The following is a 13,092-nucleotide window of genomic DNA, read 5'->3' on the forward strand; positions in this document are numbered from 1 at the left end:
GTACTCTCCCCCGTATGCGAATGCTACTTTAAACAGTATGGTGAGGCGTTAAAGAGTTTGTTGTGTGAAGAATCATGGACTCTAACCGGTCTTTGAAGTCGGCTAGACGGGTGTTCACTTTGCGTCGGCACGGCTGCAATTTCGGCAGTGTGCGACATCGCATCGCGGCCCGGCGCTTCGATTGCCACCGCGTCGCAACGCCCGCAATACTGTTCGTCGTTCATCGGCTGTGAGTCACCGTAACTCGTCGTGCGGAACCGAGTACAGTTGGACGTCGTCGGCGACGGGTACGTCTGAGTCTATCTCCGCGTTGAGTGTGAATAACGCGTCGACACCCTCGACTCGTTCGACAGGGTAGACGTGCTTCGCGGTACCGTACCCGCGATACACCTCTACTGGGACTGCGAACCGAAGGTCGACGCCGTCGTCGGCTTCCGGGCAAATCTCCACCGGTACTGGTTCTCCCACGTCGTATTCTGTTTCCACCATAGTTTGTATCGAACTCTCTCCAGCGGGTATTCCCGAGAATCCAACCACCCACCGTGGATTCCCGAGTACTGGCTCGGGTGTACGCTCTATTGGCAGATAATTAACGCTTTCTGAATAAGTAATCCACTGGGGATAGGTCGCCACTCCCCATCTGACCACTGTGTTCACCCTCTCAGTCGGGAATTTATGTGGGTGCGTCTGAATCGACTACCTGTGTATCCGGTTGGTCACCTCGCACTGGGCTATCTTTGCTATGCGGCGGTCGCTTGGCTGTCGGACCGACAGCTCCCACACGGACTGACGCTTCTCGTCCTCGCTATCGGGACCCAGGCCCCCGACCTCGTCGACAAACCCCTCGTCTTCCTCGGTGTCCTGCCGAGTGGGCGTTCCTTCGGCCACTCGCTGCTGTTCGTCCTTCCCGCACTCGCCATCCTCGCGAAGCGCACAGCCCACACCGATTTCGAACGCCACGCACGGGCGTTCATCATCGCCGTCCTCTCGCATTTCGTCGGCGACACGTACCTGCTCGCACTCCGTGGTGAGTGGGCCGCACTGCGATTCCTCCTGTGGCCCGTCTTCCCCGCAATCGACTATCCCGCAGACGATATCCCACCGTGGGTTCGACTGCTCGACCTCGGAGCCGACTCCCCCGAGATGCAGTTCCAGTATCTCCTCTTCGCGGTCGCTGTCGTGCTCTGGCTGCGGCACACCTATCGACGAAAGCAGACCGACAGCGGTGACACAGCAACACACCCAGACCCGCGGAACTGACGCACGCACTGTGCGTTCGACTACTTGCTTCCCACACGGGACCTACCCACAACTGCTCCCTGCCTGACTCCCAATCAGACCCACTGACTATAACAGACTTACTTCTGTTACACCAAGGTCCAGACACCGATTACGGCGAGGGAGGACAGTACTCCGCCGAGGGGGCGTCCCACTCGCAATCTGTCCCACCGATATGATGGTCCGATTTTCGCGTCACCGACAACGTATCAGCCAACGCCTGCGGCCACCGCGTTGGCGACGCGTCAGCGAGACCACATACACTTAATGTGACCGCTCGTGAGGTTCGGCCCAGAGAACACAATGGGGTATCGTCGTGCGCTTTCGTTCGGGTGGGAAAAGCGAGACACGCTCGCGGTCCTCGTCATCGCCCTCACCGTCTCGTTTCTCGTCGGTGCCGCGCTCCTCGGCGTCGCACTCGGGAACCAGACCACGACGATATCCGACGAGTTTGGAACCGGATACGGCATCGAACACACCAGCGCCGCGCCGGGTGCGACACAGTCCGATTCGGTCGCCACGCTCGCACTCGTCCACGCAACGGTCGATGGCGAGCCAGTCACAATCGTCGGCGTTCCAGACGATGCGCCGACACTCACTGTCCGCGACCAGTCGGTTTCACTCCCCGCTCCTGCCGAAGGGACGCTTGCGGTTGTCGGTGGCCCCAACTCACCGACGAACGCCGAAGTCGCGGTGAACGGAGAGACGACGACCGTATCCGTCACTGGTCGGTCCCCGAACCCTGTTATCGAAGACACGTGGTACGTCGGGCGACTCGAAACCGTCTCCGAACTCGGCCCCACGGAACGCGTCGCACTCACGACCTCTGACGGCGACGCGGCGACACCGCTGTTGTCTGCCCTCCGTTTTTTCGTCCTCGGAACCGAGGAACTCGTCCGCATCCTCCAACTTGCCACGCTCGCCAGCGGAATTCTCGTCGGCGTGACCATCTACAGCGTCGTCCGAATCACCATCAAAGAACGCCGCCCTGATATCGCGGTCCTGCGCTCGACCGGTGCGACACCGCTTCAGGTCGTCGCTCTGTACACGTTTCGGGCAGTCGTCCTCTCCGGGTTGGGCCTCGCGCTCGGCTACAGTTTCGGTGTCATCATCGTCCGCGCCGTCTTGAACGCCGCAATCTACCTCGGTCTTCCCACGTCGCTCTCGCTCGCGATTTCGCCACCTGTCGTCGGACTGCTCGGTATCGCGACGGTGGTTCTGCTCGGAGCGGGAATAGTCGCGGGGATACTCGCGTCGTACCCCGAAGCGACCGCCGCGCCGGAGGTACTCACCTCGACGCCGAAGACCGAACGAACCGACCCCGCAACCGCGTTGGGCCGACTCGTCTCCACCCAGATTGTTGGCTGGGAGGCGGCGGTTCCCGTGGCCGCGACGCTGAGCGTGTTCATGGGCGTGATTCTCCTGTTGTCCGCAATCGTCGGCGCGGTCGGACCGCTCTCCGGCGTCGGCCAACAGACGATTACAGAGCCGGATGCACCCCACCCGATTGCGAGTAACGTCCCCGAGTCGTACGCGACGACGCTCCGCGGCCAGGGCATCGACGTGAGTCCGGAAATCCTGCTGTTCGAAGTGTACGACGACACCCCGTTCGTCGCCAGAGGCGTGAACTACTCGGCGTATTCGTCGCTCGCGAGGACGACCATCACCGACGGGAGACCACCGCAGTCACGACACGAAGCCCTCGTCGGTGCCGACCTCACGCGAGCGACGGGAATCGACGTTGGCGAAACGATTGTCGTCGGCGGGAGTACCACACCCGGACTGACTCGCGTGGAAGTCGTCGGAAAATTCGAGGGCAGCGGCATCCAGGACGACCAACTCCTCGTATCGCTCGATACGGCCAGACACCTCACGACGACGGGCACGCAGTCGGTCCAGTTCATCCGCACCCGTGGACTCGCGGACACGGCCGAGAACACGTCCACGATTGTCGTTACGAGCGCGTCGGTCACGCGAAAGAACGGGACGACGGGCGTCGAGGTCAGCGCCACGAACCTTGGGTTAGCCGACGCCACTCGACCGCTCACCATCTCGCTCGGTGAGTCGCAAGCGCAGACGACAGTCTCGCTCGAAAGCCGACGTTCGACGACGGTGTTCGTTCCCGTCGAGTCGGTACGCGAAGGGACACAGACGCTCGCAGTCGGCGAGGTTTCGAAATCGGTCACGCTCGACGAACGCGGCCGGGTCGTCGAACCGCTCACCGTGACTGCCCCGGCCGAGGCACCCGTCGATGCAGCACCGCAACTGTTCGTCTCGCGAGGGACGACACCCGTGTCGAATGCGACGATTTCAGTTGCCGGGCAGACGGTCACGACGAACGACAAGGGCCGGGTGCGCGTCTCGTTCAACTCTACGGGGTCGTACACCGTCACCGCCTCGGACGCAGACCAGACCGCCACCACGGAGGTTTCCGTCTCCGAAGACGCCCAGAGGCGGCCGCTTCAGACGCTCAGCGTCTCACCGGATGCGCCGAGTCTCTTTACGAAACCGACGGCCACGGTCATTGTTTCGAACCCGTGGGAGGACACACTCACGACGACAGTGAGCCTCCGCGGTCCGAACACGGCCCGCGACCAGCGCGTGTCGCTTCCGCCGGGAGCGACGAAGCGTCTCTCAGCGAAGTTCCCCCAGCGCCCCGCTGGCGAGTACACCGTCACCTCGCAGGTTGGCGACGCCGAACCAATGACCCGGACCTATGCGGTTCAGGGTGACCAACGACTCGGTGTCGCGCTCGCGGAGAGTGGCCGTTATTCGAGCGGCGGCGGCCTGACACAGGCGATTCAGCTCGTGTTCGGCAATATCGAGGTGCTCCTCGCAGCGGTCATCACCCTCATGGGCGTGATGACGGTTGGAAGTACGACCGCGGCGTTCACCCGGTCTATCTACTCGGCGCGGCACATGATTGGAGTGTATCGGGCGACCGGTGCGCGACGGCAGGATATCCTCGCACTCGTGTTCATCGACACGCTGAAAATCGGACTCGTCTCGGCGGTCGGCGCACTCGTCGTTGCCGTCGTCGCAGTCGTCGGGTTGCTCTCGCTGGGTGAACTGCGCGTGTTTGGTATCGCGCTCACGCCGACGCTGTCGCTTCCGGTCGTCGCCGGGATGGTCGCAGCGGGCGTGTTGCTCGCAGTGACGAGCGCCTCGCTGGCGACGGTGTCCCTCCTGCTTCGCGACCCGGCGGCACTCTTAGTGGATAGACATATACCCGTCCCCGCAGGAAACACATCCAACACCCATGAGTAGTGGTCGTCGCCGTGCGCTGTTGGTCCTCCTCACAGGCGTCGCCCTCGCGCTGTTCCTCCGTGCCCTGCCGCTGTACTGGAGTTCGTATCCCTCGACACTCGATGGATTCGACTACGCGTGGTTCGCCCAGACGGCCGCCGAGACGGGCGGACTCGTCTTCGAGATGCGCGCTGACAACCTCGGGTTCACAGTGCTCCTGTCTGTCGTCACCGTGCTCACCGACACGCTCGCCGTCCGAGTGATTCAGCCCCTCGCAACCGTCATCGGGGCGAGCATCTGCTTCGTCGCGGCCGTGATTGCGCGCCGCGTCGTCCGCGACTACGGCTACAGAGACGCCTTCGCCACCAAGGTCGGCGCGGTGACGGCCGTCCTCTTGGCCATTCAGGGCCTGTTCCTCCGTCGCACGTCGGTCCCGGACGAGGAGATTCTGGGTATCCTGCTCGTCATCACGCTCGCGTTCGCACTGCACCTCGCACTCCGCAGTTCGGGACCGCGTTGGTGGGCTGTCGTCGTCCCGATTCTCGTCGTCTTCCCGCTTACCCACACGTTCTCGACGTTCATCGCCGCGCTCGTCGTGACTGCCCTTGTCGTCCGGCACCTCTCGGTTCGGTTGTCGATTCGGTCGCTCCCCGGACCGGGCGCGCTGTCGGCGGGCTTCTGGGCGTACATGTTCTTCTACTACCGATACGCAGAGGCGTCGACCCCGCTTTCGGTCCCGTACGTCGACCGGGTGACGACCTATCCCGGACTCTTTCTCGCGTGGATTATCGTCCTCGCAATCGGTATCGTCTGGGTCCAACGAACCGGCCTTCGAATCAAGCGCGTCTCGTATCTCGCAGTCGCCGGGAGCTTCTTCGCAATCGTCGGCGTGAACGCCATCTCGCCAATCTTCCCCGGAACGACGGCCACTCCGCGGACGATTCTCATCCTCGTGAGTTTCCTCGGGGCCTTCGCGGTCATCGCTGCACTGGGCCTCGATATCTTCGGGGCGTACCGCGGTGGCGTCATCCCGACGGCCGTCTTTCTCGCCCCGGTCACCATCATTGGATTCGGGTTGACGGCGTCGTTGACGCCGGAGTACTACGACACCGTGATGCGCGCACAGACGTTCCTGCACATCCCCGTGGCACTCCTCGGTGGCGTCGTCATCGTTCGACTGCTGGAGCGGGCGGCGCAGTCGACATCACGCCGTCTGCTCCGACTCTCGCTCGTCGCTGTCGTTCTCCTTGCGACGCTCGCGACTGCGCCGCTCGCCTATCTCACGATGGACACGGCGACGGTTCCGAGTACGACCTACGAGTCGGAGTTCGAAGGCGTCCGATTCGCCTCGACGCACTCCGATGGCGTCTGGGTGAGCGACCATTCGCTGACGCGCGTGGGAGTCCACTATTTCAGACACCCAATTGCCGTCACCGGTGTCGCAAGCTGGTTGACTGGCGGGCCGAGTCCACAGTGTCCCGTCGTCTCGCAGCGCTCGTGGACGACGACGGGCGCACACCTGTTCCCCACCGCGCCGGAGACGGTCGATACCGACACGTACGAGAGGTGGACGACCACCCGAAACGTCGTCTACGCCAATTCGGGCAACGACCCGGTCGTGATTTCGAAACCGACGGGCGAATCGACGTGTCACGCGTCTCCCGAATCGACGGCGCACGTAAACTAGTCAACCCACACACTATACATAGGTGAAGCCTGAAACGGGAAGTAACATGACGGACCCCGTGTTACGTGGCGTTTCCCTTACTGTGGAACGAGGCGATTCCGTCATTCTCGACGATGTCTCGATTACCGTCGAGAGCGACACTTCCCTCCTCATTCAGGGTCCGAGCGGTGCCGGGAAGACGACCCTGTTCAACGTCCTCGGTCTCCTGAGCACGCCCTCCAGCGGGTCGCTGTACGTCCACGGGAAAGACGCCAGCGCCCTCCCCGAGCGAAAGCGTGCCGTCCTGCGGCGCGATACGATTGGCTTCGTCTTCCAGGACTTCCAGCTTATCCCGGACCTCACCGCCTGGGACAACGCCGCCCTCCCACAGGACCACACGCGCAGTCGCGACGAAGACTGGCTGGAAACGCTCTTCGACGCACTCGATATTACGGGCCTCGCCGACCAGTACCCCGCGACCCTCAGCGGCGGGGAGAAACAACGCGTCGCCATCGCACGGGCGCTCGCCAACCGCCCGGATATCGTCTTCGCGGACGAACCCACTGGGCAACTCGACCCCGAAACCGCAACGCGCGTGCTGGACCTCCTGTTCCGAATCAAAGAACAGACGAACACGGCGCTGGTGCTCATCAGTCACGACCCTGCGCTCTCCGGACGGTTCGACGAGACACTGGTGCTGAAAGACGGGTCGCTGCATCGCGACGACCAGAGCGTCGAGTTCCTCCAAACGCAATGACTGTCCCGCGTCGGTAAGATGCGCTACGCGACGACGCTCCTCTCGAAGTGGTCGCGGCGCGAATGGCTGAGCGTCGCTGTCATCGCGGTCACGACAGCGTTCCTGCTGGGTTCGACGCTGTTGCTTCTCACCGCGGCGACGTACACCGGAACGCTCAGTTCCGACCTGGAAAGCGGCGCGTCGGTCACGCACGCCGATTCCTACGACCGGGCCGTCGCGGAGGCACCCGACTCACACCTCGTCGTCGCACTCACGACCGTCACACTTCCGAACGGCGAGACGCGCTACGTCGTCGGAATGCCAGACGGCGCACCGCGAACTATCGAGAGCGCGTCTGTCTCGTGGCGAGAGGCATCACTCCCGGTCCCTCCGGATGACGGTGTTTCGGGTCCGGTATCGACCGTCCAGACGCAGGAACTGACGGGCGAGACCACGCGCTCGGTCACGGTGTATCCACATCGCGTCGCGGGCACTATCTTCCCCGCCGACTGGTACGTCACCGATGTCTCGACAGCAAGAGACCTCGGGTCCCCGAGCGCCCTCGTGTTCGACCTCGGACAGGAGGAGACCCACACGACGCAGTCCGGAGCCATCCCGCTTATCGCCGCATTGTCGTTCCTCGTGGGCGGGATTACGCAAGTCGTCCGAACGCTCTCGGTCGCGGTCCTCGGCGGTGGCCTGCTCGTCCTCGTCGTCGTGTACAACGTCATGCGGATGTCGATTCGGGACCGGCACAAACTCATCACGGTCGCTCGCGCCACGGGTGCGTCGCCGTGGAAGTTGTTCGCGATTCTCCTCGCGCGCGTGTGCATCCTTTCTGTGACCGGTATCGCACTCGGCTACGCGGTTGGCGTCATCGCGACGAACGCGGTCATCAACGCCGCCACCTTCGTCGGCCTTCCCGTCTCGATACAGACGGTCATCACGCGCGACATCGCGCTGTCGCTTCTGGGAATTAGCGGCTTTCTGCTCGCCATGGGCGTGGTCGCGGGCGCGATTGCATCGGTTCCGGCCGTCCGTGGCGACCCCCGGTTCGGACGCGACGAGGGGCGGTCGACGACGCTTCCTGCCGCCTTCGGACGACTTCGACAGGTGTTCCGCCCAACGCTCGTCGACTGGCGAGCGTTCGTCCCGACGGCGGCCACGCTGTCGGTGTTTATGCTCATCATCCTCCTCACCGGGGCGATTGGCGGGGCAATCGCGCCGCTGGCGACGACATCGAGCGGGACAATCGTCGAGAGCGGTGCTGCCCACCCGCTGAACAGTCGGATTAGCGAAGACTACGCGTCCGTCCTCAGAGCACAGGGTATCGAAGCGAGTCCCGAGGTCGTGTACGCGCAGTCGCGCGGTCCTACCCCGTACCTGATTCGCGGAGCGAACTATACCGCATTTAGCTCGGTCACGGATGCCACCCTCGTCGAGGGACGCCCGCCCGCGAGTGCCGACGAGGCGGTCATCGGGACCAGTCTCGCCCAGACGCTGGATGTCGAAGTCGGCCAGTCGTTGACGCTCGGCGGAAGCGTCACGCCGGGCGTCCGGCGCGTCACGGTCGTCGGCGCGTTCAGCGGGAGTGGCGTGACCGACGACCAACTCGTCGTTCCGCTAGAGACGACGCAACCGCTCGCGACGGGTGAGGGGACCGTCCACCTCATTCGAACGGAGAACGCCGAGGACCGGTTCAACTCGTTCGAAAACCAGTCGTCAGGCCTGCTCGTGACTGCGCTCTCTGGGAACTCCAGCGTCGGCGTCGGGACACCCTACGAGGTGACAGCGACGGTTCAGAATCTCGGTGCAGAGACGACGACTGACACCGTCACCGTTCACGTCGGCAATCGGGCGCTCGAACGCGAACTCACGCTGAAGCGGGGCGCGTCGACGCGTATCACGTTCGAGACGCAGTTCGCGACGGCGGGACAGTACACCATCGAAGCTGACGGCGTCACGCGCTCGGTGTCGGTCCACCGGCCCAACACGCTCCGATTCCCGCCGGAGTACCCCACGCAGGCACCGCCGGATTCGACGATTATCGTCCCCGCGACGACGACCAACGAGTCCGCCGTTTCCGGCGCGACGGTCACGCTCGACGACCGGCGGGCGAAGACGAACGATCAGGGTGCGGTCCCGATGCGCGTCCCCTCCGAACCGGGAACCTACACGCTCACCATCTCGAAAGAAGGCTACGAACCCGCGACACACACGCTCGTCGTGAAAGAGGGCACGCCGAAGCGACTCAGCGGGCGACTGTCCGTCTCCCCGTCGTCGGGGACGCGACTCACGAAGCCCGTCGTGAAAATTCAGGTTGCCAATCCGTGGGGCACGTTCCTCGTCCGAAATCTCACACTCGTCACGCCCGGTGAGACCGAGACGCGAGAAGTCGAACTCGCTGGCGGGAATATCTCCCAGATAACGCTCTCGGCGTCGGAAGTCGGCTTCGACGAGAAACTCGCACCGGGGTCGTACGACCTCCGACTCGTCTCCGACGGGACGGTCATCGCGACGACGACGTACCGCGTCACTGGAGACGAGCGCGTTGCAGCGACGCTCGCGAGTCAAGGCGAATACTCCGAGGGGACCGGAATTAGCCGTGCCATCGAGAACGTCTTCGGAAACGTCCAACTGCTCTTCGTGGTGATGGTGTCGCTCGCGGGACTCAGCACGATTGGCGGGACGACGGCGACGTTCGCGCAGGCCGTCCACGCGAACCGCCGCGTTATCGGCGTCTATCGCGCGACCGGTGCGAGCAGACGGCGGATTCTCTGGATGCTCACGACCGACGCGGTCCAACTGGCTATCCCGGCCGCGATTGTCTCGTTTGCGGCCGCGGTGACGCTGTTGTGGGCACTCGAACAGCTACAGGTTCTCGTCATCTTCGGGATTCGACTCGCCGTGCCGCTCTCCCCACTTCTGGTGGCGCTCGCCACACTGGGTGCGGTGTGTCTCGCTGTTTGCAGTGCCGTCCTCGCAGGCTACGCGTTCGTTCGATACGACGTTGGCCGGAACCTGCGCGGCCACTGACGAACTGTTAGCCGGAAAACCTGTGCGGCCACTGACGAACTGTTACGCAGAAAACCCTGCGCGGCCACTGACGAACTGTTGTGGCAGAACATTGTCTTTCTACATAAAAATACACTTATCCATGACGACTGAATGGGCATGTACAACAGATGCAATGGTCTACGGTCCTCGTTTCGACCCTGTTATTGGTGTGTCTCGCCGCCGCCCCGCTTTCGGCAGCGGGCGACACAGCGTACGATGTTGATATCGACGGGAGCGTCGACGTTCCCGACCGAACTATCTCGACGAAGTGGGGTGACAAAACAATCGACGAAATCGGAAGTGCCTCGTTGGACGGGACGGTGAGCGCCTCCACAGACGGTCCGACAAACGAGTCGTATTCGATTCGACTCATCGACAGCGAACAGCGACTTCGGGCGAGTAAAAACGTGGATGGTGGTGGAAGCGCATCCTACGATTTCGATCTGGACCGGTACGACGCCGGAACGTACGCAATCGCCGCGACGAATGACTCGGATGAGGTGTACGCCGTCGAACCGTTCGTCATCAACGGCTACACCGTCGACCAGACGGCGGCGTCGAAAGTCGAAGAACAGCGCGCCCTCGATGTCGAAATCAACCTCACAGAAGAGAGCGACGATGTCGACAACCCACCGGCGGAAGTCGAAGTCGCGCTCACCAACGGGTCGGCTATCGTCCGGACGGTGGCGACGAAAGAGTCGGGCCTGAACTACACCGCCTCCGTGGACGTAGAGTCGCTCTCAACGGGTGACTACGAACTGTACACCGGCGTCAAGAGCGACAACGAGGTCTACGGTGAACAGGAACTCATCGCGATAAGCGATTCGGTGACGGTGAGTGTCGTAGAGGAAGGGTCGCTCCCCGACGACGATAACTCGTCCGACGACGGTAGCTCGTCCGGCGACGGGTCGTCCGACCCGACTGAGACCACGACGACCAGCGCCCCCAACGGCACGAACACGACGAGCACTCCCGATAACTCGACGACGACCACCCCCGGCGACTCGAACGCGACGGCCACTCCCGAGCAGACGACGACCACCGAACCCAACACCACGGTGACGACCACCCAGACGACCACGGCGACGACGACAGCGTCGAATCAGACGTCGGCCACCTCACCGAACTCTCCGACGACGGCGACTGAAGTCCCGGTCTGGAGTTCGGGCGGAATGCTCCTCCTCGGTGCGGTCTTCGCCCTCGGACTCGCCGCACTCCGGCGTCGGTAGTCGCACCGAACGCCGAATTTTCTCCCGGGTTCTCCCGGGGTCCTCCATCGCTCGTGTGTCTTCCGTGAGACGATGGTGCGTCCGGAGACCCGACGGTTGAGCATGACCCAAACCTGAAACCACAACGACTAATTCGACGAGTGGCGCACAATCGCGTTCATGCCACCCGAGGAGAGCCCCACCGTAGACGACGCGTACGACGCATTGGCGGAGACGTACGAGACGCAGGAAGAAGACCCGTACTGCGCGGACCTGGAATTTCCTGCGATGACGGAACTCATTCCAGACGTAGCGGGCAAACGAGTCCTCGATGCGGGTTGTGGACACGGACGGTACGCCGAGTGGCTGAGCGAGCAGGGGGCGGATGTCGTCGCCGTCGACAAGAACGCCGCGATGCTCGAACAGGCGAGACGGCAACTCGGCGACCGAGTAGAAATCCACCGGGCCGATATCACACAGCCCTTCGAGTTCGCCGATGACAATGAGTTCGACGGTGTCGTCTCCGGCCTGTCGCTCCATTATGTCGAAGACTGGCGACAGCCCTTCGCGGAGTTCGCGCGCGTCCTCCGGCCGGGTGGGTTCCTCGTGTTTTCGGCCCACCACCCGGTTGATGAGTACATCGCGTTCGAGGCCGAGAACTACTTCGAAGTCGAACAGGAACGCATGACGTGGTCGGCTGACGGCGAGGACGTTGCCGTTCCGTTCTATCGCCGACCGCTTTCCGAGGCCATCAACCCACTCCTCGAAACAGGCTTCCAACTGGACGAACTGGTCGAACCGAAGCCCCGAGAGACGTTCAAAGAGAAAAAGCCTGAGTCCTACGAGAAACGCTTGAAATACCCGACGTTCCTCTGTGTCCGAGCGTCGAAATCCGAATAGCGACTGCGTGTGGAGACAACTCGGTTCTGATTGCGCACGCTGCGTTCTTCTTCGTGCGCGAGTCCCTCTCGCATCCGCCTGAGCGGGCGCTCCGAACTGTGTTGGTCGACCCGAGCGGGCCGCTCACGGCTTGAAAAATAACGAAGGGGGAATGGGGGGTGTGGTTAGTCGCGACGGAGCGCAATCAACGAGACTGCGACCAGCGCGACAACCGCAACGACCGTCCCGAAGCCGGGGATACCGGTCGACGACGTGGTGGTCGTCGGGGAAGTGGTCGTGGTTGTGGTCGGACCAGCCGTCGTGGTGGTCGTCGGACCGGCCGTCGTGGTGGTCGTCGGACCAGCCGTGGTGGTCGTGGTCGACGGAGTCGTCGTCGTACCTGGCTCTGCGGTTGGCGTTGCAGTGCCAGTGTCGCCGTCATCATCATCGTCACCATCGTCGGTGTCGCCGTCGTCGCCGTCGTCACCGCCGCCACCGCTCGGTGGGGGAGTGTCGCCGTCGTCGCCACCATCGTCGGTGTCAGCGGCGACTTCGACAGTCGTCACGCCACCGGTGTGGGAGAGGTCGTTGCCCTTGGTATCGGTGATGTCTTCGACCGTGACCGTGATGTCTGCCGACGTGTTGCTGTCGACGGACTGGGCGGTCACAGTGATGTCCGCCAGCGAGATGTTACCGGTCGTACCGGATGTCTCGCCGGTGTAGCCGACAACGGTCACCGTCCCGTTGCCGTGGTCGGTCGTCTCGACGTCGAATCGGCTGTTGCCGGACACCGAGATGTCGACCGTGCTGTCGTCGTAGCTGATGTTCAGCTCGTAGGAGCCGACACCATCAGCGTCCTCGACGTTGTAGGCCGTCAGCGTCGTTGAATCGCTGGTGCCCTCTTGGAGCGTGCCGACCGAATCGACCTGGACGGTCTTTCCGGTCACCGCCCCGCCGAGACCAACTGCGCCGACGAGCATGACGGCGCACAGTGCGACTGCGAGTGCCTTCGAGATATTCAT

General features: G+C 63.1%; 9 protein-coding genes. 7 read left to right on the forward strand and 2 right to left on the reverse strand.

What is annotated here, in order from left to right:
* Positions 1-234 precede the first annotated feature (234 nt).
* Positions 235-489: a hypothetical protein gene (locus tag ACH9L7_RS15830; protein ID WP_396611645.1), complete on the reverse strand. Its 255-nt coding sequence runs from the start codon at positions 487-489 to the stop codon at positions 235-237.
* Between the two features lie 213 nt (positions 490-702).
* Here ACH9L7_RS15830 and ACH9L7_RS15835 point away from each other — a divergent pair, with 213 nt between their 5' ends.
* The 7 genes from ACH9L7_RS15835 (at position 703) to ACH9L7_RS15865 (ending at position 12,091) form a co-directional block, all read left to right on the forward strand.
* Positions 703-1,260, forward strand: a complete 558-nt coding sequence (locus ACH9L7_RS15835; RefSeq protein WP_396611646.1) for a metal-dependent hydrolase — start codon at positions 703-705, stop codon at positions 1,258-1,260.
* Positions 1,261-1,581: 321 nt separating this feature from the next.
* A complete protein-coding gene (locus ACH9L7_RS15840) occupies positions 1,582-4,545 on the forward strand; it encodes an FtsX-like permease family protein (protein WP_396611647.1) in 2,964 nt (987 codons plus the stop codon).
* Positions 4,538-6,211: a hypothetical protein gene (locus tag ACH9L7_RS15845; protein WP_396611648.1), complete on the forward strand. Its 1,674-nt coding sequence runs from the start codon at positions 4,538-4,540 to the stop codon at positions 6,209-6,211. Before ACH9L7_RS15840 ends, ACH9L7_RS15845 begins: the two co-directional genes overlap by 8 nt.
* A gap of 46 nt (positions 6,212-6,257) precedes the next feature.
* Entirely contained in the window at positions 6,258-6,947 is a 690-nt protein-coding gene (locus ACH9L7_RS15850) for an ABC transporter ATP-binding protein (protein ID WP_396611649.1), read from the forward strand.
* Between the two features lie 18 nt (positions 6,948-6,965).
* On the forward strand, positions 6,966-9,962 hold the full coding sequence (locus ACH9L7_RS15855) for an FtsX-like permease family protein (RefSeq protein ID WP_396611650.1): 2,997 nt from the start codon (positions 6,966-6,968) through the stop codon (positions 9,960-9,962).
* Positions 9,963-10,111: 149 nt separating this feature from the next.
* A complete protein-coding gene (locus ACH9L7_RS15860; protein ID WP_396611651.1) occupies positions 10,112-11,212 on the forward strand; it encodes a hypothetical protein in 1,101 nt (366 codons plus the stop codon).
* Between the two features lie 159 nt (positions 11,213-11,371).
* Positions 11,372-12,091, forward strand: a complete 720-nt coding sequence (locus ACH9L7_RS15865) for a class I SAM-dependent methyltransferase (RefSeq protein WP_396611652.1) — start codon at positions 11,372-11,374, stop codon at positions 12,089-12,091.
* 164 nt (positions 12,092-12,255) lie between these two features.
* On the opposite strand, the gene ACH9L7_RS15870 is transcribed toward ACH9L7_RS15865, so the two are convergent.
* Entirely contained in the window at positions 12,256-13,092 is an 837-nt protein-coding gene (locus tag ACH9L7_RS15870; RefSeq protein ID WP_396611653.1) for a PGF-CTERM sorting domain-containing protein, read from the reverse strand.

The organism is Haloferax sp. S1W (genome assembly GCF_044593955.1).
Lineage (GTDB): Archaea > Halobacteriota > Halobacteria > Halobacteriales > Haloferacaceae > Haloferax.